The organism is Methanofollis liminatans DSM 4140 (genome assembly GCF_000275865.1).
Taxonomy (GTDB): Archaea; Halobacteriota; Methanomicrobia; order Methanomicrobiales; family Methanofollaceae; genus Methanofollis; species Methanofollis liminatans.
The window spans coordinates 381,535-407,098 of the sequence record NZ_CM001555.1 but is presented as its reverse complement, the minus strand read 5'-3'; the positions used below and the strand labels follow the sequence as shown (position 1 = coordinate 407,098).

Sequence of the window (25,564 nt, the reverse complement as noted above, 5' to 3'; positions counted from 1 at the left end):
CTCCTACTCTCCCCTGACAAAACCCGATGCAAGAAGGGCGCTCCCGACCGCACCGATGTACTGCGAGTGGTGCGGGACCACGATCTCGGTCTGGAGGAGTTGCCCCATGGCGTACACCAGCCCCTGGATCAGCGAGGTGCCGCCGACCATGATCACCGGCTCCTTGATGTCCACTTCCTGGAGCTGCTGCTCGAAGACCTGTTCGGCGACCGAGTGGCAGGCGGCGGCGGCGACGTCCTCGCGGGTGCTCCCGGCGGCCAGGGCGTTGACCAGGCTCTGCGTCCCGAAAACGATGCAGTACGAGTTCATCGGCACCCGGTCGCCCATCCCTTTCATCGCAATGGGGCCGAGCTCGGTGATGTCGATGCCCAGGCGCTTTGCAGTCATCTCGAGGAACCGCCCTGAGGCGCCGGCGCAGATCCCGCCCATCGTGAAGGTGCCCGGGATGCCGTCCTGGACCGAGATCGCCTTGTTGTCCATGCCGCCGATGTCGATCACCGTCGCCGGGCCGTGCTGAGCGCCGGCAAGATAGACGGCGCCCTTCGAGTTGACGGTCAACTCTTCCTGCACGAGCTGGGCGTTGAAATGTTTGCCGATCAGGTACCGGCCGTATCCGGTCGTCCCGATCGCCTCGATATCCCCGATCGAGAGGCCGGCCTCCTGCAGGGCGAGTTCGACGACGCCCTCCGCACTCCTGACCACCTCGGTCGTCGGGAGCCAGCCGGTGCCGACGATCTCGTTGTCCTTCATCACGACCGCCTTCGTCGTCGATGACCCCGAGTCGATCCCCATCGTGATCCCCTCCTGCGTCTCGCGGGCGAGAAGAGCGCGGCGGCGGGCGATCGTGGTCAGAGCCTCCATCCTGGTGAGCAGCGTCCCGGCCGTCGTGCGTTCGGTGAAGGAGTAGGAGACGACCGGAAGGTCGGAGTTCTCGTGGATGTAGCGGCGCAGTTCGTTCCTGACGATCGCCGCCTCGGCGCACCTGAAGCAGGTGGCGATGAAGACGGCGTCGGCGTCGATCCGCCCGTCGACGAGCGCCCTCGCCCGGGCGATGGCGAGTTTTAAGTCAGGGCTCCGCACGTCGAGCCCGAATTCTTCGAAGCCCTTCCGGACGTCGGCGAGCATGATGTCAGGGAAGAAGATCTCGGCGTCGACCATGGCGGCGGCTTCGTCGATCTCCTTCTGGACGCCGGAGTATTCGGGCCCGCAGGAGAGCTGGGCGATCCGCACTTTTTCGGTCATGCGGCCTCCTCCTTCGTGAGACCGGCGAGAAACGCCCTGATGGCGGCGACGAAAGCGACGCCTTCCTCGTCTGACGACGGATATTCAAGGTCGAGGACCGGGATGCCCCTATGGCGGAGACTGAACTGGATCAGTTCGTTGGTCCGGGCGCACCCCATGCACCCGAAGGCGAAGTCCGCCTCGCGGATGATGATCGCCGCCTCGGACTGCTCGATGAGGGGGCCGTAGATCGCCATGCGGCCGCGAACGCCCGAGGGCACCTCGACCGCCGCCCATTTCAGCCCCTTCTTCGGTTCTTCGGGGGTGATCTGGAGGGGCGGGCTCTCAAAACCAGGGGTCTGGATACGTTCGCGGATCCCCAGGGCCGACCCGATCGGCTCGTGCCCGAACCGGGCGACCATATCGGAGAGGATGAGGCTCGTTGCCGGATAGATAAAGACTTTCACCATGATTTACGGCTCCTCTGCTTCCATCAGTTCTTTTAGTTTTCGGGCGTCGAGAGGCCTGCCCCGCTCCGGAACGGCCGGCACCGCCGTCGCCGCCGCTTCGAGCCCCCGCGCGATATAGCGGATCCGGCCCATCTCGAACTCGTGGCCCAGGTATCCGGGCCGCGCCCCGCCGAGATTCGCCCGGCACCGGCGCTCGTCGCCGGGCGGAAAGCCCCGGTCCTTCACATAGATATGGGACGGGTCGAACTCGCGGATCCGGGCGATCAAGGTCTCGACCTCGTCGGGTTTCCCGGTCACCTGCATCCCGAAACAGGTCTCCTTGATCATGACGCCGCCCGAGATCTCGTAGGCCCTGAGGGCGAGGTCCTTCGGGGTCAGGTGAGGAGACTCGATAAAAACATATTTTGTGACCGTGCCGACGTAGGCAGGAGTATATTCAGCCATTCTTTCGCACCTCCCGCACATAGACGGTCCCGCCTTCTTTCAGGCCCGCCAGTTTGTCCAGGTCGAGCACCCGGCCGATGAGGTTCGTCCCCTCGAACGGCTCGGAGGTGGGCCCGAACTCCGAGTTGTCGGTCACCCGAACACCGACCATGCCGACGCCCTTTCTGGACTCGTTCGTCATCGCAAGCGAGCCCGCAGGGACGACGTCCTTCGGGGTGTTCTCGGGCAGGATATTGATCTTCTTCTTGATCGAGGGCTGGAAGAGGCTGACGTCCTCGAACTTGAAGAGCACCGGCATCGAGCCGACCATATGGGTCCGCAGACCGGTCGCCCGCCTGAAGATGTCGCAGGTATTGGGGGCGTTCTCGTCGTCGAGGGTGATGGAGATCACCTGCGCCGCCGGAAGAACGGCAAGGGTGACCGCACCCGCGGCAAGGGCCTCGAGCGTCGTGGCCGGTTTCTGGCCGACGACGATCAGGTCCTCCCCGTCGCCTTCCAGCACCAGGGAAACGCCGCGCTCCCTGGCAACGGCCTCTGCCGCTGCAAGCGGCATTCCCACCAGGTCGAAGCGCGGCGGGGCGACCGAGACCGAGAAGCGCTGGCCGGAGTCGGCGAGTTTGACGATCTCAAACCCGTGGACCACCTGCCCGGCGAGGGTGTGGGCCGGGTGGGCCGGGATCTCCTCGCGGTAGATATAGATCCCGCCGACCGACCCGCCGGTCGCCCTGACGGTGACCGCACCCTCCCGCCGCGGCCGTTTCAGTTCTGCCGGCACTTCCATCGGGATCATCGATTCGTCCCTGATGAAGGTGGAGGCCGCCCGCCCGATGACGAACGTCCCTTTCTCCATCGAGAGGAGGAGGTGCTCGACCGACCGGGCGGTCGTGGTGTCCACCGCCCCCTCGCCATAGCCCTCGGCGGCGATCTCGACCCTGGTGACGATCTCGGCCCCCTCCTCAAGGGGCGTCGCCGGGTCGGCGGTCGTGAACGAGGTGGAGCGGTCGGCCCAGGAGAGCACCCGCTCGGCCCCGGTGATCGCGTCGCCGGTGGCCCAGCGGTCGAGGACCCCGCGCCCTGAGACGACCCGCGCAACGACGCCGCCGTCCTTTGCGGCCCCGAAATCGGCCCGGTGATCAGAGCGGGAGAAGATCAGCACCGAACGCGAGGGGTCGTAGCCGGCGCAGCCCAGGACCACGTCGCCGCGCCCGTAGCGGTGCGGTGTCCGGTCCGGGAGGATCGCCGATGGAAACGGCCCGAACGCCGCGGCATAGCGGTCGTTCCACCGCAGAGAGAGTTCCCCATTAAAAATATCGATATCGTCGCCGAAAACGGCTGCAAAAAGGGGGGTGGTCTCGATCACCACCTCGCCCGCGGTGGTCGAGAGCCTGATATGCCCGGTCTGCGCCGCCTGTTTCGCCGCGGGGCGGATCACCGCCACCACGGTCGTGGTGTCCCATCCGGGGAGGAGATCGCCGATCGTCGCTCCCGCGGCAACCTCCACCCGTCTGCCGTCAAGGAGGACGTGCATCGTCTTTCACCCCTTCACGCGCCGGGTTTCCCCATGATCTCGCGTTCCTCGTCGGTCAGACGCGCCAGCACCTCGGCAGACGTGCCGAGGGCGATGATCTTTCCGCCCCGCATCAGGGCGACCCGGTCGCAGATATCTCGCACAAACTCCATATCGTGCGATACCACAATAAAGGTCTCGTCCATCTGCTCGCGGGCGTGCATGATCGAGTGCTTCACGTCGATCTTCGTGATCGGGTCCATGGTGCCGGTGGGCTCGTCCAGGATGACGATCCTGGGCTCCCTGATGAGCACCTGGGCAAGGGCGACGCGGTGGCGCTCGCCCTCGGAGAGTTCGCCCGGTTTTCGGTCCAGGATCTCCCGGCTCTTCTCCTCGGTGAAACCGGCCATGCGGAGGGTGATGACCGCCTTCCTGATCGCGAGCTCCTTCGGGAACTCGAGCCCGATCGCATCGGTGAGGTTGTCCAGGACCGTCCGGTGGGGGAAGAGGTCGTATTCCTGGTGCAGAAGCCCGATATATCCCTTCGCCCGGCCGCGGAACTCGATGCCGGGCTTGGTCATGTCCACCCATTCCTCGCCGATCCGGACGTTCATCTCGCCGCTCGTCGGTTCGATGATCCCGGAGATCATCCGCGAGAGCGTGGTCTTGCCCGCACCGCTCTTCCCGATGATCCCGAAGATCTCCTTCTCCGCAACCTCGAAGGAGACGCCGTTGACCGCTTTCACCATACCGCGGTCCACCGAGAGGTAGCGCTTGATCACGTCGCGGGCGATCAGGACGTTCGCCCCGAGGTCGGTCCTGGTGTAGGTCTCTGCGTCTGAGATCCCCTCCATAAAGTGGGCGATGACCTCCTGGGGCGACCCTATCGCTTCGATCTCGCCGTCTTTCAGCATGATCGCCCGGTCGGCGACGTCCTCGATCACCTGCGAGAAGTGCGAGGTGACCATCATGCCCATATCGTTATTCCTGGCGGCCTCGTTGAGCATGGAGTGGACGAGGTTGGCGGTGCCCGGGTCGAGGGTGCCGGTGGGTTCGTCGGCAAAGAGAACGAACGGTTCCTTTGCGAGCTGGCGGGCGAGCACCACCCGCTGTTTCTCGCCGCCCGAGAGGTCGCGGGCGATATGCATCATGCGGTGGGAGAGACGGACCTCGTCGAGGAGATCGGCGGCCCGGTTCACCGCTTTGCTCGAGGGATAGTTGATGTCCTCGAGGGCGTGCAGCACATTCTCGATCACCCGGTCGTTTCCGTAGAGGGCGAAGGTCCGCTGGAACATGATCGCCGTCCGCGCCATGATCCGCCGCTTCATCGTCTCGTTCGAGGGGTCCCAGAGATCGAAGTCGGTCGGCTGCAGGGTCTGGCCGCACTTCGGGCACGTTTTTCCGGCTGCGCTCGGCACGTCCACCCAGCCGCACCCCTCGCACGCCGCAACGTGGTAGATCACCCGTCCGCTCGTCGGCGGCTGGTCGACACCTCTGATCAGGTGAAGGAGAACGGTCTTTCCAGAGCCGCTCCGCCCGATGATACCGACGATCTCCCCTTCTGCGACTTCAAAATTTATATTGTTGAGAGCCCGTTTCCCGCCAAAATCCATGCAGAGGTTCTCGACTGTGATAAGCGCGGTCATAATATACTCCGTTAATACCTAAAGGGTAGTGTAGAGGTCAGATCATATTATCCTTTATATCGGGACAATTGCGTCTCCCGAGAGGTCCCTGATGATGGGGACAACTTCCCTGACACTCCCGACAATATAATCCGCCGCTTTGCAGAGTTCAAGAGGCTTTTCCTTCGACTGCTGTTCTGAGAGGATGGCGACATCCGCCTTCCTGAAGGCCTGGAGGTCGTTGATGCCGTCCCCGACCATCACCACGGCGTCATAGCATTTTTTGAGGTCGTCGACGATCTGCGCCTTGATCGAGGGCGTGGCGATGCCGTGCACCTGGTCACGCGGGATGCCCAGGTGGTCGGCGATCCGTTCGAGTTTTGCCGCCCGGTCGCCCGAGGCGATGAAGGTGGCGACCCCCATCGCGTGGAGATCGGCGATCGCCTCCTTCGCCCCCTCGAAGGGGCGACCACCCGCGGTGACGGTGAACTCGATCCCCGGCATGGTGAGGTTGAGGATCGCCCCGGAGTCCATCACCACCAGCGATTCTTCCTTCAGGGTCCCCCAAACGTCCCTGATGCAGGCCTGGAGATCGCCGACCATGGCGTTTGTGTCGGAGTAGAGGATCCGTGCGAGGTCTTCGTGGGGCGTGATCTGGCGGAGACATGAGACGCCGAAACCGATATTCTGCGCACAGAGGTACGAGGAGAGGAGCTGGTCGGGCGGCGCTCCGATCACGTCCCTGGAATGGGCGTTGAGGGCGATGAGCACCCGCGCCCGGTCCAGGCAGGTGAGGAGGGTCGTCTCGACGTCTGAGAGAATCTCACCAGTGCGGACGTCCCGTGCTGTCCGGTAGCTCCGCAGGAGCGTGCCGGCACTGTCAAATACCACTGCGACGGTCATGGATGCACACAGGTAACGCTTATGTGATCGGGTATTCATCTACTCCATTAAAGTATGTTGCTGAATGAAACCGCAGAACAGATCAGGAGCATGGAGATCAGGGGGGCGGGCCGGATCGCCCGGTCGGCGGTCGCCGCCCTCAGGGACCATGCGGCCGGGCTGGACACTTCCGATACCGCCTCCTTTCTCCGCTCCATGAAGGAGGCGGCCGACCTCCTCGTCGCCACCCGCCCGACGGCGGTTTCTCTCCCGAACGCCGTGCAGGCGGTGATGCGTTCGCTCGAAGGCGTGAAAGGCGTCGAAGAGGGGAGGGCGGCGATAAAAGCGGCTTCGGACTCGTTCATCCTCTCGTCCAGGCATGCAGTTGAATGGATCGGCGAGATCGGCGCCCGCCATATCTCTGACGGCGACGTGATCCTCACCCACTGCAACTCAGAGGCGGCGCTCTCCTGCATCCTCACCGCCCACCGGGAGGGAAAGGCGATCGAGGTCTTCGCCACTGAAGTTCGGCCGAGAAACCAGGGGCTCCTGACGATCCAGGCCCTAAACGACGCCGGGATCCCGACGAACTTCATCGTGGACTCGGCGGTGAGGAGTTATATCAACGATGTGGACCTGGTGATCACCGGGGCGGACGCGATCACGGTGAACGGGGCGGTGGTGAACAAGATCGGCACCGCCCAGATCGCCCTCACCGCCCACGAGGCGAGGACGCCGATGCTGGTCGCCGCCGAGACCTACAAGTTCGCCCCCAGGACGATTCTCGGGGAGCGGATCGCGATCGAGGAGCGGGAAACCGCCGAGGTGCTCGATCCGGCGATCGCCGCGGGCCTGCCGCATGTGCGGGTCAGGAACCCGGCCTTCGACGTCACGCCGGGGCGCTACGTCGACCTGATCGTGACCGAGATCGGGGCGATTCCGCCGGCGATGGCCTATATGATCATCAGGGACCATCTCGGCTGGGGAATTGGGGAGTTTCACAAGGCATTTGAGATAGACGAGAGAATACAGGAGTGATCATGACGAAAGACGTTGTTGCAACCTATTATTTCCGCCCGCGGTCCGACACGACCCCGGAGGCGGCGGCGCAGGCGATCGTCGAGGAGGAGACGACCGGGACGTGGACCGATATCACCACCACGACCGATTATGTCCGCCGCCTCGACGGCGAGGTGCTCTCTCTCGAGCCCTCGGGGAACGGGTATGTCACGCGGCTCCGCTACCCGGCCGAGATCTTCGAGGCCGGAAACATCCCGCAGTACCTCTCGGTGGTGGCGGGCAACCTCTTCGGGCTCGGGCGCCTGGAAGCGGTCCGCCTCCTCGACGTAGACTTCCCCGAAGAACTCGTCCCCTTTACCGGGCCGAAGTTCGGGATGGAGGGCGTCAGGAAACTGATCGGGACGACCGACCGGCCGCACGTCGGGACGATCATCAAGCCGAAGGTGGGCTTGAACCCGAAAGACACGGCAGAGGTCGCCTATAAAGCGGCGATCGGCGGGGTGGACCTGATCAAGGACGACGAGACCCTGACCGACCAGACCTTCTGCCCGATGGACGAGCGCCTCCAGGCGGTGATGGCGAAACTCGACGAGGCGAAGAGCGAGACCGGGCAGGAAGTGCTGTACGCGGTGAACATCTCGGCGCGTGCCGACGATATCGTGGAGCGGGCCGAGCACGCCATCGATCTCGGAGCGAACATGGTGATGATCGACGTGATCACCTGCGGGTTCACCGCCCTCCAGGCCCTGGCCGAGGCGCCGTCGGTGAGCGTCCCGGTCCACGTCCACCGGACGATGCACGGGGCGATCACCAGGAACCCGGAGCACGGGATCGCGATGCGCCCGCTCGCCCGGATCGTCCGGATGCTCGGCGGCGACCAGCTCCACACCGGGACGGTCTCCGGGAAGATGAGCCACGACGTCTCCGAACTCCGCGGGGACAACGCCGCCCTCACCGACCCGTACTACGGGCTCAAACCGACCTTCCCGGTGGCGAGCGGCGGGCTGCACCCGGGCAAGGTGGCGGCCGAACTCAAAAACCTGGGCACGAACATCGTGCTGCAGGCCGGCGGCGGGATCCACGGCCACCCTGACGGCACCGAGGCCGGGGCGCGGGCGATGCGGCAGGCGGCCGACGCCTTCATGGCCGGGGTCTCCGCGGAGGAGTACGCAAAGGACCACCGCGAACTGGCGCGGGCCCTGGAGCGGTGGGGGAATCGCTGAAGGCCATATCAGATTATTTTTTTCTCTTTTTCCCGGACCGGTTGAATATTCATCTCCGTCGCCGGCACCGCAGGTAGGCGTCGGTCTCCTTCTCGATCGTCCAGATCTCGGACCGCAGGATCTTCTCCTTCGTCGCCTTCCTCGGCTGGTGGCCGTCGTCGATGACAAGGATCCCGCCTGGCCTCACGATCCGGCCGAGTTCTTTCAGGAACGCATCGGCGTCCCCGACCATATGAAACATGTCAAGGGCATAGACGAGGTCGGCGACCCCATCGCCAAGGCCGGAGTCATAGCCCTGTGCAAGCACAGGCGTCACGTTTGCGAGCCCATCCGCCTCGATGATCCTGGAAACCGATTCGATTGCGAGCGGATGGATGTCCACCGCATAGAGATGCCCCCTCTCTCCCACAAGACGGGAGGCCGCCCTGACGTAACTGCCCGGTCCGCACCCGTAATCGACGACCGTCATGCCGGGTTCGATCCCGATCCTCTCAAGAAACCGACCGGGATGGTGGATACGGTCCCGGATCTGCGTGATCAAGAAGGCCATGGCCCGAAAGCCAAGGTCGGAGATCAAACCCGCGTCTTTTTCCCCCATATCAGACCCTCCCGGGATATGTCCATTTCAATATTTCTCCGGTGCACACAATGCTGCTGAAACGGCCGGGATAAGGCGGCATCCAGATCGACCGCCAGATAGCAAAAAACCATAATCCGGGCGGATCAAGAGTATCAGTGACATGACCCTCCACCCGGCCCCACCCTTCGACCTCTTCAACGTCTATTTCGAGCAGATCTACGACCCGACGATGCACCTCGTCTTCACCTTCGACGGGGCGCTCGATGAGGACGTCCTGCGGGCGGCGACGCTTCGCCTGATCGCCGCAAACCCCTATCTCGGCTGCCGGTTCGCGTTAGAGGGCGGCGCACCGGTCTGGAAGGAGATCCCGGAGGAGGAGCGGGAGCGGGGCTTCGAGGTGCTCCCCCCCGGAGCGACGATGCCGCCGGCCCCCCTGGACGTCCGCAGGGGGCCGCAGGTGCGGGTGGGCCTCTGCCGGGAGGAGGGAGGCGACCGGGTGGTCGTCACCTGCCACCACGGTTTTTGCGACGCCCGCGGCCTCCTCGACCTGGCGCGGGATCTCTTCGCCGCCTGCCGGGGGGTTCCTCCGGCCCCCACCGGGCTATACGACCGGAGCACAGGCCAGGTCCTCGCACGTTTCTCCGCGGCGGAGATCGAAGGGGCCTGCGAGGCCGAAGAGCCCTTCGTCGATAGATGGCGTTTCCCGGTGGAGCGGACCGGGCGGGGGGCGCCGCGGGTCGCTCTCAGGACGCTCGCACCAGAACGGCTGGCGCGGGCAAGGGCGTTTGGCAAAATGCACGGCGCCACGGTGAACGACGTCGTGCTTGCCGCCTTCTTCCTGGCGATGCTCGAGATCAGGGACGACCCCGCCGATCTGGAGGCCCCCAGGTCCGTGCTCACCTCGGCCGATCTCCGCCGCTACCTCGACCGCCCGGTGCCGCCGGCAAACCTCTCCATCGCCTACGAGGTGGCGGTCTCTGCCGGTGAGGGAAGGCGGCTGGAGGATGTCGTCGGCCAGGTGGCGGCGGCGACGAAACGGCGCAAGGCAAACGGCCTTGGGCTCGGGTGCATCGGGTTCTACGAGGAGATCTATGCGGGCGGCGTGCCTGCGGTGAAGGCGTTCTTCGACGGGATGATGGGGCGCTACCAGGAGAGCGGCATGAAAAACCCGGTCTTCTCCAACATCGGGGTGATCGACGCCGGGATCGCCCTCCCGCTCGCGGGAAAGGAGGGGCGGCCCCTCGACCTCCGGGAGGTTGTTCTCCTCCCCTGCGTCTGCTGGCCGTACGGGTTTCTCATGTCCCTCTCCACCTTCAGGGATGCGATGACGATCGCCTCGGCCTATGAGGAAGGACCGTATGCACCGGAGACCGTGGAGCGGTTCTTAGAGTATGTCGACGATTATCTCCCCTGAGCCGGCGGGGAAGAGGCCCTGTTGAATCGACCAGGGGTCTGGAGAATACGCCTACGGGACGATACCCTGCGGTCCCTCTCCTGCTCGCCGTTGACCGGGGTCTTCACCCCTGCCATGATAACATCTCGTGCCGTCGCCGAACCGGATGACAAGGGGTTCGATGTCGAGGACGTCGCCGTTTGCAAGCGCCACCGCCTTCACGCCGACCGGCATGACGACGGTGGTCTCGATATAGGCATATCCCCCATACTCTCCGGCGCCGGACCCGTCCCTGACACCGACGGCAGTATGGAATTTACCGTCGAAGACCAGAAGAGCGGCGTCATAGCCCTCCCGGGTCATGAGGCCGATGAGCAGGGCAGACCTGTCGTCGCAGTCACCCCCTTCTACGATGGTCTCCACGGGGAATTTTACGCCCGTCTCATTGAATTCCCCTTCAAAGGGGAGAGACTGGACGAATACGGCAAGGAGTTCGAGGTATTCGTCGTCGTCCAGCCCGGATTCATCGCGGATAGACCTCAGATCGGCAAGGATCTCTCCATACAGGCCCTCCTGGCAGCCGTCAAAGATGAATGCAGAATAATATTCCTGCATCATCTCTTCAGGCGACATTTTTGAATACATCCGTGCCTCTTTCGGGGAACGCTTCGCCCCCAGGTACACCGCCGTCTCCACGGGCACCGTGACGGCGTGGTCCTGTGAGCAGTAAGAAAACCGATGGGTGACATCCCGGACACCGCTCTCGTCGCCGGGGACGATCCCGGGATAGATGTTCTCCCTCACCGGGATCAGGCCGGAAATCGAAAGCAGCACTGTCCCGATGACAACCAGGGAGAGGAAGAGGAGGAGCCAGATGACGGGCCGGACCGTTGCAGACACATACAGGAAATAATTTTTCTGTCACGTATTCTTTTCGGCGACCCGGAAGACACACAACCGGCATCGTGCATCTCATCAACCACAGTCGCTCCCCACCGCCGACAGTTAGAGAGAAATGATCCGACTACCATACGATACGGTATGCACATCCCGTTCACCAAACTGCACGGCAACGGCAACGACTTCATCCTGATCGACGAGACGGCGGGAACGGTCATCCCCGAAGAGATGAAACCCGGTTTCGCCGCCCTGTACTGCGACCGCCGGTTCGGCATCGGCGGCGACGGCGTCCTCTTCCTCCTCCCTTCGGAGACCGCCGACGTGCGGATGCGCCTCTTCCAGCAGGACGAGAGCGAGGCCGAGATGTGCGGGAACGGGATCCGGTGCCTGGCGAAGTACGCCCATGACACCGGGTATGTTCAGGAGACCTGCACCGTCGAGACGATGGCCGGGACGATGCCGGTCTCGATGGGATACGACGAGGAGGGCGAGTTCTGGGCCGAGATCGAGATGGTGGACCCGGCCTATGAGAGATCGGCGATCCCGGCAATCGGAGAGGGCGAATACAAAGAGCAGATCGGGCCCTTCACGGTCTATGCCGCGAACACCGGCGTCCCCCACGCGGTGATCTTCGTCGAGGACGTGGAGGCGATCGACGTGGTTGCCGCCGCACCGCAGGTCCGCCGCCACCCCTCCTTCCCGCGGGGAGCGAACGTGAACTTTGTCGAGGTCACCGGCCAGGCCTCGATCCGGATCCGCACCTTCGAGCGGGGCGTCGAGGGCGAGACCGAGTCCTGCGGCACCGGGGCGACGGCGTCGGCGGCGATCGCCCACCGCCTGGGCCTGGTCGAGGCCGAGGTGGCGATCGAGACGAACGGCGGCCCCCTGGTGATCGTCTGCGGCGAGCGGACCCTGATGCGGGGGCCGGCCGAGACGGTCTTCTCGGGCGTCATCGAGGGGTGAACCCCCCCGGGGGAAAAAGGCCAATTTAGGCCCAATTTTCTATTTTAAGCGCCCTAATAAGGGAAGAACGGGCTTTGATTCAGATCTGGATATCGGTGGGGTTTCGGGCGGAACGGAGGCGAAGGCGCACCGTTTCACGTGGAACTCAGGGGCCCCGCGGGAGGGCGGCGGGATTTTTGTCAGGGGTGCGACGGGGAGGGGATGGATGGGGCAGGAGAACGGGCGGAGAGAGGCGCGAATTTAAAGGTGGAGAGGGGCGTTTTTGGCCGGCATTCTTGATTTTGTGGGGAACGGGCCGGGTATACGCGGTCGAGATCCGGCATCTTCGCGTGGTTATAACCCGGCATACATGGGGGTTTTTGATGGAGTATAACCACGCGAACATGGGAGGGGAGGTTGTGGGACACCGGCGGCAGGCGCACCTCATCGGGATGGACCTGCCGGCGATCTTCATCTTCTCGGGGGTCGTCATCGCCCCCGGGATCACGACGTGCCGGCGGACGCCGGAGTGAGAGAAATACGGCCGGTGATGAGATGCCGCCGATGGCAGCGGTCCTGATTTTCACCATTTTCGACCGTTTTCGACAGGTTTTCACCACCTGTCGAAAGAGGCGAGGATAGAGGAATGACGGCGGATCGGAAATTACGGACAGATCTAATGATCAATATATGTACCTATGTACCTCTTTTCACCAGATGGAAGAAGCACAGAGTGCGGGCGACCCTGGAGGGGATACGGGTGCGGGTGACTGTGATCTTCGGGACGGTGAAAACGATTTTTGAAATCTATGGATATGACATGAAATCAGGATTTGAGACACAAATGCGCCCAGAAACATTTTCGACGCCGTCGAAAGTGGGTGAAAGTGGGTGAAAGTGGTGAAAGTGGTGAAAGGGCATGCACCGGATCGAGAGGGAAAAAATCTTGTGGGACATCGGGGGGAGGGTCTGCTGGATCTTCGAGCCTGAACTGACGCGGCGGTACCCGGGGCGCGATGACCTGAGGGCGAGGTGAAGGCGAAATTATTCTTCGCGGATGAGAAGGTCAGGGAGTCTTTCACCGCGCTGAAGATCCCACGCCGGGAGGAGGAGGCACCCACGCAAAACCCGGCACAGCCCCCTCAATGCAGCCCTCATTCCACCCCGAGGAGCCACCGCCAGAGCGGGACGCACCTGATCTCTCCGTCCGTCCGCACCATATCCTTCGTGATCAGCACCAGATCCTTTGTCCGGCCGCCAAACTCCCCGGCAAACTCCCGGAGCGCATTCATCTCCCGCTCAGGCGGGGTGTCGGTGTAGGTGACGTTGATCGCGGTCAGGGTGTTGTCCGGGTTTTTCAGGACGAAATCCACCTCTCCGTTCTTTTTCCAGTAATAGGGGTCGTAGCCCCGCCGCCGGAGTTCGAGATAGACCAGGTTCTCGACACACCGGCCTTCATCGGCCGAGAACGTGAACGAAACGGCATTCCTCAGCCCGGTATCGATGCAGTAGACCTTCCTGTTGTTCCGCGCCTGCACCTTCAGGGAGTAACTGAAATACCTGACCTCGAAGAGCACCCTCGCCATCTCGGCATAGCGGATGTACTCCCTGATCGTCGCCGCCTCGATCCCCAGCACCTCTACCAGCTGCCGGTAGGAGTAGGGCGAGGCGATGTTGGCCAGGAGGTAGGAGAGGAGGTCGGCAAGCGCTCGCTGGTTGCGCACATCGTTCACCTGGACGATATCGCGGTAGACGATGCTGTCATAGTACGCCCTGAGTTGATCAGACTTCACGCCCTCGTCTTCCTGCTGCACGGCCTGCGGAAAACCACCCTCCCTGAGGTACTGCCCGAGCAGGTTCAAAATGTCGTATTTTCTGGCGGCGAGGGCGACCGGCTCGGGCTCGATCTCCATCCCGCGAAACTGGAGGTACTCGGCGAAGTCGAGGGGATAGACCGGCACCGCCAGGTAGCGCCCGCTGATCAGGGTCGAGACCTCCGAATCGAGGAGATAGGAGGAAGATCCCGAGATCACCAGCCTGAACTGTTTGCGGTCATAGGTCGCCTTGATCCAGCGTTCCCACCCGGCGATCGCCTGGACCTCGTCGAAGACGAGCCATGCCCCCTCTCCGCTCCAGACGTTCGACCGGTAGGTCTCGAGCACCGCATCCAGCGGCATATCCAGGTGGACCATGGCGGGCTCGTCGCAGTTGACGAAGAGGATCGATCGCGGGTCGACGCCCCGGTTCTGGATCAGATCCTCGATCATCTGGTACAGCAGGGTGGTCTTGCCCGAGCGCCGGACGCCGCTGAGGACCACGATCTCCCCGGACGCACAATATTTTTTGATCGTCGAGAGATAGCGGTCCCGCCGGACGCCGGTGTCGAAGGGCCTGCCGCTCCACCAGGGATTGAGGGCGACCAGGAGTTCGAGGAGATCGGCCATGAAGTTTTGGTGGGTTATAACCTGGCATAAATGTATGTTTTTGAGTGATTATAACCCGGCGAAATTAAGTATGTTTGGGGGGTTATGGACGGGCATACAGCACCCCATCGGATCATACGAAGGCGCAGTTTGACATAGGACCATGCATATACCGGCGATCCCGGATAGTTACGGCACGTTCGCGTCTTTTCGCGTCTTCGCGTGAGATAATCACGGTAAAAACAGAAGGGGCATCCAGATGATCGTGGTGATTATCGAGTGGCTGGGCTACACTACATATGAGTGGCGGTTCGGGTACTGAGTGGTCCAATCTTTTATCAGGTCCGTTCAGGTCGATGTTCAATCGCGGAGAGGTTATGATCATTACCGCTGGAGAGATTGCGATCAGAGATGCGATTGTCGAGGGGCCCGGCGAAAAAAGGGGAGGGAGCCTGCGATTTAATGGTACCACACCCACTAGCCTCACTCCAGACTTTTTCTGGTGCGGTGGTAAGCCCGCGGTTTCGTCGCTTTGCCCCTCGCCGCCGGTTCAGATATGGCTCGCCCCGCACCATGCCAGAGGCACCGGAATCCGCTCACAATGGGAATTACTGTCCTAAAACACTTACTGAGGAAAGTCGACCAGATAAATACGAAAATAATTTATTATTCAATGTTAAATGCGGAGATATGAATTTTAATAAGATATCGGTTGATAAATTACTAGAAAAACTTTCATCTAACGATTTTAATCCCGAAGAAGATGAGATAGAAATAGCAGACAAAATTGCAGAGTTTAATGACCCCCGCACGACGTCCCAATTAATAGCGATTATAAAAAAGAAGGATGATTTCTATGATGCACTACCCCCTGCAAGAGCGCTAGGGAAGATGAAAAATGTTTCAATCGATTCAATAAAAGAACTGCTTTATGATACTGATCCCAAGTGTAGAGCCTGTGGAATATTTTCACTTAGTTTTCTTCAAGATGAAGAATTCATTCCATATCTGTTTTCTGTCCTCAATGACCCTAACGAGCATGTAAGACAAAGTGCTATTAGTACTCTTGCAGGATATGGAAATTGGATCATTCCATTACTGGAAGAACATCTCCGGAGTGCTGATCCTAAGAAACGTGTGTCGATCATTGGAATAATTGGAAGGATTAAAGATCCCGAATCGGCCAAAATTCTACTTCATCTATTTTTAAATGATGAATATAGTGAAGTCAGTGATGAAGCCCTAATCTATTTTCTCTCTTCTCAGGGTCAATACGCCTATTCAGAGTTATTAAAGTCAATTCAGGATTTACCAACGAGTAAACTCGCGATGATATTACGATATTCAGGATGTGTTACAAATGAGTGGACAATTAATTTTCTTTTTGACATTTTAATTCAATACAGCGAAAAAGAACTTCAAGAGAACGCTTTAAATTCCATTGGTCAAATAGGTTTGCCAGCGATAGATGTAATAAATCATCATCTCAACTCTGATAACGATAAAGTAAAACTCTGTGCAATTAGAGCATTGGGGGAAATTGGAAAGAGTATATCATCATTTTTTGAATTTGATCTAGATGATGAAAATTTAGAAGAACTAGATAATGATGATTATTTAGAAGCGCAAAAAAAGATTCGTCCGGTAATAGATTCATTGATACAATTAACCAGAGATTCCAATATTATAATCTCAGAAACTGCACGCGATTCATTGATTGAATATAAACTATTCTATGATGATGAAATATACTCCAATATATTACAATCAAAGAGTGAATCAGGCCCCATTATTGAAATGATAGTAGAACAGTATATTAAAAATTATAAAATACCAAATAATATACTCAAATTGTTGTGGTTCAAAGATGGCAAATACAATTTAAAAGTTCCAAAAACTGAACCCAGCCTAATATATAGTAATCATAAGATTATAATGAACCCCAAAATAGATCCCTTAGAATCTCTAGAATATTATCCTACATTCAAAAATTTAAGTCCTCAGCAAAAGTATATCTATCTAAATTGGTTGAGAGATATTACAAAGCCAGTTGCTCTGGGTTATGTATTTATATTTTATTACGGGCTTGAAAGGCATCTTTTATTCGGAAATTATGAATGCGCGGTCGATACAATATTACAACTTATACCTCACTTCGATTTCGTAAGAAAGAACAATATCCTTCAATCTCTCATGGTAGCAGCATATTATCAAAATGATATCCATATTGGGACTAAGTTAAAGGGACACCCCCATCAATTTAATTTCAACTCACTATGGGATAAATCAACATTAAAACATAATTTGTTCTATAATCCATCAATTCCAGACAAGTACAGTAATCCTGAACTCGATAAAAATGCCCCAATTGAAGATATGATATTATTCTTCTATGAGGCACTCAAGAAATCTGGATGTTTGTCCAATTCTTTTGATGAATCTATTGTAAATGATAAAATCATCATGACAGATCCACTAAAGAAGAATCAAAAAGTAGAATTGTTAATTCAAAAATTGATGGACCGCGATCCTGCTGTTCGAAGGAGAGCAGCATATGATTTATCTGAAGTAGATAATCCAAAAAAAATTGAGCCTTTGATTAAATGTCTTAATGATACCAATGGTTCGGTCAGAGAGGCGGCCATAAGATCATTACTTACGGTAAAAAAAGGGCAATCTCATGAACCACTCATAATTGAACCAATCTTGGAGAGGTTATTTGACAAAGCTAAAAGTGTGAAAGGTGCCACGGTTCATTATTTGGGAATGTCAGATGATCCTAAGGCAATTTGTGCTCTCAAATCTGCATTATCAAGAGACGATCTTCGCCATGGAGCTGCACGAGCCCTTGCAAAAAAAGGAATATCAAACCCGACCATTATCCAATTGTTAGAAGAGGATTCAAAAGAGAAATGGAACGACGGTCAAGATGCCAAAGACACATTAAAGCGATTATCTGTTGTAAATGCTATAAAAAACGCATTTTTGACGAGTGAAAAGATAGATGGAATGTTTATTTATGGATCTTTTGTTTTTACGTATTTTAATTCAAGTAGAGAATTAGATCTTCTTATTATTGGTGAACCAGATCCAGAATGTATTCGTAATGCCCTTAAAAAAGCCCAGGATATCATTAAGATTGAGATAAACAATATCCTCCTCTCCAAAGATGAATTTAAGCAAAAGATGGATGATCGTGATCCTTTGATTGAAAAGATCCTAAATGAACCAAAAATCGCAATTATAGGTCATTCTTCGGATCTAATGATTTAAAAGAATACAATAAAATAATTTGTGTCGGATCTGCTTTTTTTCGGGATCGTAGTAGGAGGTGTCCTCGTACCACTATTCCTTTGGAATTTTAAGATATCAAAATAAGTGGAGCGGGGGAATCGAACCCCCCTTGATCTATTAGGGTGGCTTCTGTTTAGAGTTTGAGTATCTGATCATAACATTGAAGGAGAAGGCAAACCTGCCTCCACCCCAATAGATCCTTCAAACGTTGTAATGAGAATATTCAACTTCATCATCATTGAAATTTTTAGTAAAATCATCAATGATACGATAAAGGATACCTCTACCCCAAACATCAACTCCACATTGCATTCCACAGATTATACAATACCAATATTTACATTTTTGTATTGTTGTGAAATGCCACCCTGCGGATAATAACATAATGATATTTATGTGTATTTTAGCATTTATCCCACCTCAAATTACATCAAAATGGGCAAATAAGGAGTAAAATAAGATTTTTTCTGCTTCAAATTATCGTAGCGAAGTAAACTTATCAACACCTTCAATCTGTTTTCCATCGGGGAGAGTCACCGTAACATAAGTCCACCCATAATCTTCACCAGAGGGAGCGTTTATTTGAGTATATGGAACTTTAATTCCACCTTCAGAGAACATATTCCCATCTTCCCAGCTTGAAAGAGTCCCTGTTCCGGTGTAAACAAGTTTGTCTTTATATTGTTGGAAATTTGAATTATAATTCGTTGTATAAATCTTAACAGATACGGGGAGTTCAAGACCGGCCCATTTTATCGAGTTTCCATTCGAGTCTTTAATAGTAGGATAGATAATTATGCCATCATCATCTGCATCACTATCCCAATTTTTTGACATTGTTGAAACTGAGAGGCTTGTAGCAGATGATAGTTGATCCACAGCTATCTCTCCAGTATCCACGATGCTATAAACTTTAACAACAACGGCCGGTATAGAAACTTCGTTTCCTAATACTGCCGTATATTTTTGTATGCCTACGACTTCTCCATAGACATCTAACATATCGTCTTCGAGTATCCTCTCTTTTGTATTCCGGAATTCAACCCAGACGATGTCATCATAGTAACCGTATCCCGAGTCTTTCGTAGATAATCTTACAACAAAATCATCTGTTCCTGTTTCAGAAACTTGTAATACCTGGCCTTTCATATGAACAACCTTTCCAACATATTTTTCATTATATCGGAATAGATCCCCGTACGGCACTTCAATAGAACTGGAGATTATTTCATCTCGTGACATCCCTGCAGAGTTTAGATTTGTCGAAGATGAGGTACAACCTGCATTCTCGGTAACCCATAACGTGTTCAAAAATTTCTCGTTCCATCATCCTTAAAATCTCAAATAGCTCTTCTCCATCGAAGCGAAAGTTTTATCATCGTTATGTGTCAGATGTGATCCATAACGAGGAGCAACCCACGGTGGCGGCAATTGTCTATCAAACCGATAAGCGATCCGGGATCACCTATGCCTATCAATCTGTATCGTACTGGGATAAGGAGAAGAAACAATCTCGTGCCCGGCGGACCCTGATCGGTCGGGTCGATAAAGAATCAGGAGAGATCGTCCCCACCGACGGAAGAAACAGAAAGACACACGACGATACGGTATGCGTGAAGCGCGGATCAAGATCAGCTGAGAAAGTGCACCGCTCCTTTTACGGAGCCACCTATCTGCTGGATGCTATCGGTGAGAAACTGAGGATCACCCGGGATCTGAAGCAGTGTTTTCCTGACACCTACAAGCAGATCCTCTCCATCGCATACTATCTGATCCTTGAAGACAGCACGCCCCTCTACCGTTTTGAGAAGTGGGGGTCTCTCCACAAACATCCGTATGGCGACAATCTCACCTCACCGCGCAGCAGCGAATTGTTCGCCAGCATCACCGAGGAGAGCAAACAACGATTCTTCATATTGCAGGGAAAAAGAAGGCTGGAAAAGGAATTCTGGGCCTATGATACAACAACCCTGTCCAGTTATTCACAGGCCCTCAGGCAGGTACAGTATGGCCACAACAAGGAGCATGATCGACTCCCTCAACTGAATCTGGCTCTCGTCTTCGGGCAGGAGTCCAACCTCCCGTTCTACTATAGAAAACTCGCCGGTAATATCCCCGATACCAAGACAATCCGCTATCTGCTTCATGAACTGGATATTCTCGGGTATTCGAAGGTCAAACTGGTCATGGACCGGGGGTTTTATAGTCGCGACAACATCAACAGCCTGTTTCAGAATCGGGTGAAGTTTCTGGTCTCCGTCAAGATGTCGTTGGTCTTTGTTCGAAAAGAGTTGGATGCGATCTACGATACATTCCGAAGCTTCGAGCATTACAGCGAGAACCACGAACTCTATTGCCGAACGGTTCGAACCACCTGGAATTATTCACAGCAACGGCCGTATAAGGGCGATACGCTCCAGGATTCACGCCGCATGTACATTCACTATTATTATAACATCGATAAAGCGGCCGAAGACGAGAAGAACTTTGACCGGCGGTTGATCGCACTGAAGCAGGAGCTGGAGTCAGGAAAACGTGTGCCTGAACATGAGACGCTCTACCAGCAGTACTTCATCGTGAAGACGACACCCAGCCGTGGAACACACGTACAGGTTAATGAGGCGAGTGTCAACCAGACCAGGCGCTATTATGGATTCTTTGCCCTGATCACCAATGAGACCATGGATGCAGTGACCGCTCTTGAGCTCTACCGCAACAAAGATGTTGTTGAAAAAGCCTTTGGAAACCTCAAGGAACGCTTGAATATGCGTCGTACTCTGGTTTCATCGGAACAGAGTCTGGATGGGAAGTTGTTTGTACAGTTTGTGGCACTGATCTACCTCTCGTACATCAAAAAACAGATGCAGGTGAATGGCATTCTCAAGAACTACACGTTACCGGGCCTGTTGGATAAGCTGGATGTTATTGAGTGTTTTGAACAACCAGGGAAATCCCTCAGGGTGGGTGAGATGCTGGAGAAACAAATACAGTTGTATTATGATCTTGGGGTGGAACCACCTGCCTCGTTATGAGTGGGCGGGAATATAGGGTACAACCACAAATCAGAGAAACCCAAATCAAGATCAAAGATACGAACAAGATATATTTTCTGTTTGGCATAGAACCAGAATAGTTCATACTTAAGGATATAATTTTCTAAATGTAATCGCCCATTTAAGATATAATAATGAATTTAATTGGTTTTAAAAGCAGAATAAGAGGATTATTTGCATCTTCAAGTAACTAGCACAATACAATAACAGGCATCTGCCCATCCTTCTGACCCGGAAAATAGACTACGCTCAAAACCCCTCAAACCCCCCTGATCCCCTCCTCCACAATCACATAATCAAACGACGTATCCGCCGGCCGCGACCGATGCTTCTCCAGCACGACCCGCCGCGTCGCATCCCGCCGCTCGATCCTGAGGATCGCCTTCGAGATATGCCCGAGGGCCGTCCCCCCGAGCCCGAAGAAGACGTCGGTGTCCACGTTCATGTACACCTGGTTCGTGATCAAAACCGGCACCTCGTACTTCTTCGCATACCCGAGGAGGAGCACCATATGCCGCGAGAGCGTGCGGAGGGCGTCCTTCGTCGTCCCGAGCTCGGAGCGGTACAGGGCCGTCGCCGAGTCCATCACGATCAGTCCGACCCGCTTCGTGCGCAGCAGGGCCTCGGCCTCGGCGATCATCACCCCCTGCTGCACGAAATCCGCCGGCTCGAAGAGGTAGAGGCGGTCGGCCAGAGCCACCGCCTCCTCCCCGGCGATCTGCTCGAAGCGGTCGGCGGAGAAGCCCTCGGTATCGATATACACCACGTCCTCGCCGCCCCGCAGGCAGGAGACCGCCGCCATGATGCAGAGGGTGCTCTTCCCGCTGCCGGGCTCGCCGTAGATCTGCGTGATCGTCCGCCGCTCGAGCCCGCCGCCCAGGAGGTCGTCGAGGAGCGGGGAACCGGTGGAGAGGCGCGAGAGCTTCACCGCCCCTCGCCCCCCAGGTCCCGCCATGCGGCCGCCTCGACGATCCGTGCGACATGCCGCACCGGCACCCCGAGGTCCTCGGCCCACGCACGCACCTCGTCTGACTCGGCCTTCACCGAGAAGACCTCGCCTTCGATGGCGGCGACCTTCACGGCCACCTCGCGGCGCACGCCCGCCACCTCGGCCGCCACCCGCTCGATCCGGCGCTCGGTCGTCAGGCGGTGGACCGACGGGATGCACCGCACCCCCAGGGTGCCGAGTTCCCGCGCCAGGATCAGGGAGAGGGGGGCGGAGTCGGCCGGTCGGCAGACGACCCGGACCAGGTGGCCCGCCCGCCCCTTCTTCATCGTCGCCGGGACCACCGAGACGTCACGGGCGCCGGCGGCGAAGAGGGCGTCCATGCAGTGGGCGATCACCTCGCCGGTGACGTCGTCCACGTTCGTCTCCAGGATGTCCACCTCGTCGCCCGGCACACCGGCCGTCCCTTCCAGGAGGACGGCCCTGAGGACGTTCGGCGTGTCCGCCGGATCGCGGCTGCCTGCGCCGTAGCCGGTGGCGAGCACCCGGACTGCGCCGATCGCCGCCGGCTTTATGGTCGAAAACTCGGCAAGGAGGGCCGCACCCGTCGGGGTGCAGAGCTCGCCCTCGCCGCCGCCGAAGACGGCGTCAAGCCCCGAATTCTTCAGAACGCCCAGGGTGGCCGGCGCCGGCACCGGCATCCGCCCGTGGGCCGCCACGACCGAACCCCTTCCCAGGGCGAGCGGCATCACGGCGACGGCGTCGAGGTGCAGGCTCTCAAGAGCGGTGCAGGCCCCGATCACGTCGGCGATGGCGTCGTCGGCCCCGACCTCGTGGAAGTGCGGGGCGTGGCCGTGGACGCCCTCCTCGGCGTCGGCGATCCTCTGGAACACCCGCTTCGCCCGTTCGATCACCGCGGGCGGCGCCGCGGCCGCCTCCACCCGCTCGATCACCTCGGCGAGGCTGCGGTGCGCCGGCCCCGACCGGGTCTCCACCCGCACCGCGGCGATCCCGCACCTCGTCACCCGGGAGAAGGCCGGGTCGGCCACCACCGAGGCCATCGCCGCCCTGACCTGCGCCTCGTCTGCGCCCAGATCTAAAAGGGCGCCGATCGTCATGTCGCCCGCGGCGCCGTGGAACGGATCCAGAAGAAGAACACGCATACTGAGGCAGTAGTTATAAATCCGGGCGTATATGATTGTAACGAATGCCCGAAATGTACCTCAAAATCGATAGAGCATACCCCGAGGACCAGGGCGGGGGGAAGGCGCGTCTGGATCCCGACACCATGCTCCAGATGCGGCTCTCTCCCGGCGATCTCGTCGAAATCGTCGGGAAACGCCGGACGGTCGCCAAGGTCTGGCGGGCCATGGTCTCCGACTGGCAGCAGGGAAAAATACGGATCGACAAGTTCACCCGGGAAAACGCCGTGGTCTCGGTCGGGGACCGGATCCTGGTGCGGAAGATCGAGCAGGAGATCGAGGCGAAACGGGTCGTCCTCGCCCCGCCCGAGGACATGCCGCGGCAGGTCCCGATCAACTTCCAGAGCGTCACCAACCATCTCATCGACTTCCCGGTCTTGAAAAACGACACCGTCCCGATCCAGGCCGGCCTGCCCTTCATGCAGCCGCAGATCGTCGCCTTCAAGGCCGTCGTCGTGGAGCCCGAGGAGGCGATCATCATCACGAAGAACACCCGGGTCGAGTTCTCGGAAAAACCGGTCGCCGGTTTCGACGGCGTCAGGAAGATCTCGTACGAGGACATCGGCGGCCTCAAGGACGAACTCCAGCGGGTGCGGGAGACGATCGAACTCCCGATGCGCCACCCCGAACTCTTCAGGAAACTCGGGATCGACCCCCCGAAGGGCGTGCTCCTCTACGGCCCGCCGGGAACGGGCAAGACCCTCATCGCCAAGGCGGTCGCCTCCGAGTCAGGGGCGCACTTCATCTCCATCGCCGGGCCCGAGGTGATCTCGAAGTACTACGGCGAGTCTGAACAGCGCCTGCGCGAGGTCTTCGAGGACGCCCGGCAGAACGCCCCGTCGATCATCTTCATCGACGAACTCGACTCGATCGCACCCAAACGCGAGGACGTCACCGGCGAGGTGGAGCGGCGGGTCGTCGCCCAGCTCCTCACGATGATGGACGGCCTCGAAGAGCGGGGGCAGGTCGTCGTGATCGGGGCGACGAACCGGCTCGACGCCATCGACCCCGCCCTCAGGCGGCCCGGCCGTTTCGACCGGGAGATCGAGATCGGCGTCCCGAACGAGCGCGACCGGACCGAGATCTTCAGGATCCACACCCGCGGGATGCCGCTTGCCGACGACGTCGATCTCGGCCATCTCGCCCGCCAGACTCACGGTTTCGTGGGCGCCGACCTTGCGGCCCTGGCGCGTGAAGGGGCGATCCGGGCGCTCCGCCGCTATCTCCCTGATATCGACCTCGACGCCGAGGAGATCCCGCAGGAAGTGCTGGAGCGCATGGAGGTGTATGAGGCCGACTTCCGCGAGTCCCTGCGGGACGTCACGCCGAGCGCCATGCGCGAGGTGCTTCTCGAGGTCTCCCACGTCACCTGGAACGACGTCGGCGGCCTCGAGTCCGAGAAGGAGGAGGTGAGGGAAGCGGTCGAATACCCGCTGACCAGCCGGGCCCGCTTCGAAGACCTCGGGATCAACCCGCCGCGGGGCGTCCTCCTCTACGGCCCGCCGGGAACGGGCAAGACCCTCATCGCCAAGGCGGTCGCCTCCGAATCGGGTGCGAACTTCATCCCGGTCAGGGGGCCGCAGCTCCTCTCGAAATGGGTCGGGGAGTCGGAACGGGCGGTGCGGGAGATCTTCAAGAAGGCGCGTCAGGTGGCGCCGGCGATCATCTTCTTCGACGAACTCGACGCCCTCGCCCCGGCCAGGGGCGGCGGCACCGAGTCGCACGTGATCGAGAGCGTCTTGAACCAGATCCTGACCGAGATGGACGGCCTCACCGAGCGCGGCGACGTCGTGGTGATGGGGGCGACGAACCGGCCCGATATCGTCGACCCGGCCCTCCTGCGGCCCGGCCGCTTCGACCGTCTGGTCTACATCGGCGCACCCGACCGCAAAGGGCGGGCAAAGATCCTGGGGATACACACCCGCACCATGCCGATCGAGGGGTCGAGCATAAACGAGGCCGTCGACGCCACCGAAGGGCTGGACACCTCTGCGATCGAGGACATCGCCGCCTCCCTCCAGAAAGAGGAGATCCTGACGGCCGAGGCCTTCAGGAAGGCGGCGGAAAAAGTCTCGAAAGGGCAGGGCGAGGTGCTGACCGCGGGCGGGCGGCGGCGGCTGATCGTCGACCTGCTCCACGCCCGCGGCATCCAGCTCGGCGACCCCGCGAGGACGGCGGTCATCGAGGCGATCGCCGGGATCACCGAGGGCTATGTGGGATCAGACCTCGAGGCGCTCTGCAGGGAGGCCGGGATGTTTGCGATGCGGGAGGGCGCCCAGGTCGTCACCAGAAAACACCTCGAAGCGGCGGCGCAGAAGGTCCACCCCACGATGAACGAGCGGCTCGTCGATTACTACCGGCGCGTGAAGGGCTTCTTCAAGGGCGGGCTCCCCGAGGCAGTGCAGCCCCCCGAATACCAGTAACCTTTTTTTCCAGACC

General features: G+C 58.2%; 20 protein-coding genes. 8 read left to right on the top strand and 12 right to left on the bottom strand.

Annotation, left to right across the window (positions count from 1 at the left end; all coding sequences use genetic code 11):
* Positions 1–3: 3 nt before the first annotated feature.
* From METLI_RS01920 to METLI_RS01895, 6 genes are read right to left on the bottom strand one after another with little or no spacing between them, the layout of a single operon-like run.
* On the bottom strand, positions 4–1,242 hold the full coding sequence (locus METLI_RS01920) for a methanogenesis marker 15 protein (RefSeq protein WP_004037575.1): 1,239 nt from the start codon (positions 1,240–1,242) through the stop codon (positions 4–6).
* The gene (locus tag METLI_RS01915) at positions 1,239–1,691 is read right to left on the bottom strand and encodes a methanogenesis marker 5 protein (protein ID WP_004037573.1); all 453 of its coding nucleotides are present in this window, start codon (positions 1,689–1,691) and stop codon (positions 1,239–1,241) included. The genes METLI_RS01920 and METLI_RS01915 overlap by 4 nt, the downstream gene beginning before the upstream one ends.
* A 3-nt stretch (positions 1,692–1,694) precedes the next feature.
* Entirely contained in the window at positions 1,695–2,135 is a 441-nt protein-coding gene (locus METLI_RS01910; protein ID WP_004037571.1) for a methanogenesis marker 6 protein, read from the bottom strand.
* Positions 2,128–3,663: a methyl-coenzyme M reductase-associated protein Mmp3 gene (mmp3, locus tag METLI_RS01905; RefSeq protein ID WP_004037570.1), complete on the bottom strand. Its 1,536-nt coding sequence runs from the start codon at positions 3,661–3,663 to the stop codon at positions 2,128–2,130. Before mmp3 ends, METLI_RS01910 begins: the two co-directional genes overlap by 8 nt.
* A gap of 14 nt (positions 3,664–3,677) precedes the next feature.
* A complete protein-coding gene (atwA, locus tag METLI_RS01900; protein ID WP_004037568.1) occupies positions 3,678–5,288 on the bottom strand; it encodes a methyl coenzyme M reductase system, component A2 in 1,611 nt (536 codons plus the stop codon).
* 54 nt (positions 5,289–5,342) lie between these two features.
* Positions 5,343–6,170 (bottom strand): HAD family hydrolase, encoded by an 828-nt coding sequence (locus tag METLI_RS01895; RefSeq protein WP_004037566.1) that lies wholly within the window; start codon positions 6,168–6,170, stop codon positions 5,343–5,345.
* 54 nt (positions 6,171–6,224) lie between these two features.
* Between METLI_RS01895 and METLI_RS01890 the strand changes: the two genes are divergently transcribed.
* Complete coding sequence (locus METLI_RS01890) at positions 6,225–7,187, top strand: ribose 1,5-bisphosphate isomerase (RefSeq protein WP_004037564.1); 963 nt, start codon at positions 6,225–6,227, stop codon at positions 7,185–7,187.
* Between the two features lie 2 nt (positions 7,188–7,189).
* A complete protein-coding gene (locus tag METLI_RS01885; protein ID WP_004037562.1) occupies positions 7,190–8,392 on the top strand; it encodes a RuBisCO large subunit C-terminal-like domain-containing protein in 1,203 nt (400 codons plus the stop codon).
* Positions 8,393–8,441: 49 nt separating this feature from the next.
* On the opposite strand, the gene METLI_RS01880 is transcribed toward METLI_RS01885, so the two are convergent.
* Positions 8,442–8,990 carry a class I SAM-dependent methyltransferase gene (locus tag METLI_RS01880; protein WP_004037560.1) on the bottom strand — a complete coding sequence of 183 codons (549 nt, stop codon included), beginning with the start codon at positions 8,988–8,990 and terminating at the stop codon, positions 8,442–8,444.
* Between the two features lie 142 nt (positions 8,991–9,132).
* Between METLI_RS01880 and METLI_RS01875 the strand changes: the two genes are divergently transcribed.
* On the top strand, positions 9,133–10,386 hold the full coding sequence (locus METLI_RS01875; RefSeq protein ID WP_004037558.1) for a hypothetical protein: 1,254 nt from the start codon (positions 9,133–9,135) through the stop codon (positions 10,384–10,386).
* Between the two features lie 51 nt (positions 10,387–10,437).
* Here the strand turns inward: METLI_RS01875 and METLI_RS01870 are convergent, their stop codons facing one another.
* Positions 10,438–11,265 (bottom strand): hypothetical protein, encoded by an 828-nt coding sequence (locus METLI_RS01870; protein ID WP_004037556.1) that lies wholly within the window; start codon positions 11,263–11,265, stop codon positions 10,438–10,440.
* A 141-nt stretch (positions 11,266–11,406) separates the two neighbouring features.
* Between METLI_RS01870 and dapF the strand changes: the two genes are divergently transcribed.
* Both dapF and METLI_RS13035 read left to right on the top strand, forming a co-directional pair.
* Entirely contained in the window at positions 11,407–12,228 is an 822-nt protein-coding gene (gene dapF / locus METLI_RS01865) for a diaminopimelate epimerase (RefSeq protein WP_004037554.1), read from the top strand.
* Positions 12,229–12,590: 362 nt separating this feature from the next.
* Positions 12,591–12,740 (top strand): hypothetical protein, encoded by a 150-nt coding sequence (locus METLI_RS13035; protein ID WP_004037553.1) that lies wholly within the window; start codon positions 12,591–12,593, stop codon positions 12,738–12,740.
* A 621-nt stretch (positions 12,741–13,361) separates the two neighbouring features.
* Here the strand turns inward: METLI_RS13035 and METLI_RS01860 are convergent.
* Entirely contained in the window at positions 13,362–14,651 is a 1,290-nt protein-coding gene (locus tag METLI_RS01860) for an ATP-binding protein (RefSeq protein WP_004037549.1), read from the bottom strand.
* Positions 14,652–15,203: 552 nt separating this feature from the next.
* Here METLI_RS01860 and METLI_RS12650 point away from each other — a divergent pair.
* A complete protein-coding gene (locus METLI_RS12650) occupies positions 15,204–17,903 on the top strand; it encodes a HEAT repeat domain-containing protein (RefSeq protein ID WP_169313796.1) in 2,700 nt (899 codons plus the stop codon).
* A 498-nt stretch (positions 17,904–18,401) separates the two neighbouring features.
* Here the strand turns inward: METLI_RS12650 and METLI_RS13025 are convergent, their stop codons facing one another.
* Positions 18,402–19,166: a hypothetical protein gene (locus tag METLI_RS13025; RefSeq protein ID WP_157203186.1), complete on the bottom strand. Its 765-nt coding sequence runs from the start codon at positions 19,164–19,166 to the stop codon at positions 18,402–18,404.
* A 179-nt stretch (positions 19,167–19,345) separates the two neighbouring features.
* Here METLI_RS13025 and METLI_RS01855 point away from each other — a divergent pair, with 179 nt between their 5' ends.
* Positions 19,346–20,956: an IS1634 family transposase gene (locus METLI_RS01855; protein ID WP_004037543.1), complete on the top strand. Its 1,611-nt coding sequence runs from the start codon at positions 19,346–19,348 to the stop codon at positions 20,954–20,956.
* A 280-nt stretch (positions 20,957–21,236) separates the two neighbouring features.
* Here METLI_RS01855 and radB read toward each other — a convergent pair whose 3' ends face one another.
* Complete coding sequence (radB, locus tag METLI_RS01850; protein ID WP_004037541.1) at positions 21,237–21,932, bottom strand: DNA repair and recombination protein RadB; 696 nt, start codon at positions 21,930–21,932, stop codon at positions 21,237–21,239.
* A complete protein-coding gene (larC, locus tag METLI_RS01845; RefSeq protein ID WP_004037539.1) occupies positions 21,902–23,086 on the bottom strand; it encodes a nickel pincer cofactor biosynthesis protein LarC in 1,185 nt (394 codons plus the stop codon). Before larC ends, radB begins: the two co-directional genes overlap by 31 nt.
* A gap of 44 nt (positions 23,087–23,130) precedes the next feature.
* Between larC and METLI_RS01840 the strand changes: the two genes are divergently transcribed.
* The gene (locus METLI_RS01840; RefSeq protein ID WP_004037537.1) at positions 23,131–25,548 is read left to right on the top strand and encodes a CDC48 family AAA ATPase; all 2,418 of its coding nucleotides are present in this window, start codon (positions 23,131–23,133) and stop codon (positions 25,546–25,548) included.
* Positions 25,549–25,564: the final 16 nt, after the last annotated feature.

What these genes read in the sequence shown, in the direction of transcription:
- METLI_RS01890 (WP_004037564.1), top strand. Translation starts at nt 6,225, where the DNA reads ATGTTGCTGAATGAAACCGCAGAACAGATCAGGAGCATGGAGATCAGG.
- atwA (WP_004037568.1), bottom strand. Translation starts at nt 5,288, where the DNA reads ATGACCGCGCTTATCACAGTCGAGAACCTCTGCATGGATTTTGGCGGG.
- METLI_RS13035 (WP_004037553.1), top strand. Translation starts at nt 12,591, where the DNA reads ATGGAGTATAACCACGCGAACATGGGAGGGGAGGTTGTGGGACACCGG.
- dapF (WP_004037554.1), top strand. Translation starts at nt 11,407, where the DNA reads ATGCACATCCCGTTCACCAAACTGCACGGCAACGGCAACGACTTCATC.
- METLI_RS01885 (WP_004037562.1), top strand. Translation starts at nt 7,190, where the DNA reads ATGACGAAAGACGTTGTTGCAACCTATTATTTCCGCCCGCGGTCCGAC.
- radB (WP_004037541.1), bottom strand. Translation starts at nt 21,932, where the DNA reads ATGGCGGGACCTGGGGGGCGAGGGGCGGTGAAGCTCTCGCGCCTCTCC.
- METLI_RS01910 (WP_004037571.1), bottom strand. Translation starts at nt 2,135, where the DNA reads ATGGCTGAATATACTCCTGCCTACGTCGGCACGGTCACAAAATATGTT.
- METLI_RS01840 (WP_004037537.1), top strand. Translation starts at nt 23,131, where the DNA reads ATGCCCGAAATGTACCTCAAAATCGATAGAGCATACCCCGAGGACCAG.
- METLI_RS13025 (WP_157203186.1), bottom strand. Translation starts at nt 19,166, where the DNA reads ATGTCACGAGATGAAATAATCTCCAGTTCTATTGAAGTGCCGTACGGG.
- METLI_RS12650 (WP_169313796.1), top strand. Translation starts at nt 15,204, where the DNA reads ATGCCAGAGGCACCGGAATCCGCTCACAATGGGAATTACTGTCCTAAA.
- METLI_RS01895 (WP_004037566.1), bottom strand. Translation starts at nt 6,170, where the DNA reads ATGACCGTCGCAGTGGTATTTGACAGTGCCGGCACGCTCCTGCGGAGC.
- METLI_RS01915 (WP_004037573.1), bottom strand. Translation starts at nt 1,691, where the DNA reads ATGGTGAAAGTCTTTATCTATCCGGCAACGAGCCTCATCCTCTCCGAT.
- larC (WP_004037539.1), bottom strand. Translation starts at nt 23,086, where the DNA reads ATGCGTGTTCTTCTTCTGGATCCGTTCCACGGCGCCGCGGGCGACATG.
- METLI_RS01920 (WP_004037575.1), bottom strand. Translation starts at nt 1,242, where the DNA reads ATGACCGAAAAAGTGCGGATCGCCCAGCTCTCCTGCGGGCCCGAATAC.
- METLI_RS01875 (WP_004037558.1), top strand. Translation starts at nt 9,133, where the DNA reads ATGACCCTCCACCCGGCCCCACCCTTCGACCTCTTCAACGTCTATTTC.
- mmp3 (WP_004037570.1), bottom strand. Translation starts at nt 3,663, where the DNA reads ATGCACGTCCTCCTTGACGGCAGACGGGTGGAGGTTGCCGCGGGAGCG.
- METLI_RS01880 (WP_004037560.1), bottom strand. Translation starts at nt 8,990, where the DNA reads ATGGGGGAAAAAGACGCGGGTTTGATCTCCGACCTTGGCTTTCGGGCC.
- METLI_RS01860 (WP_004037549.1), bottom strand. Translation starts at nt 14,651, where the DNA reads ATGGCCGATCTCCTCGAACTCCTGGTCGCCCTCAATCCCTGGTGGAGC.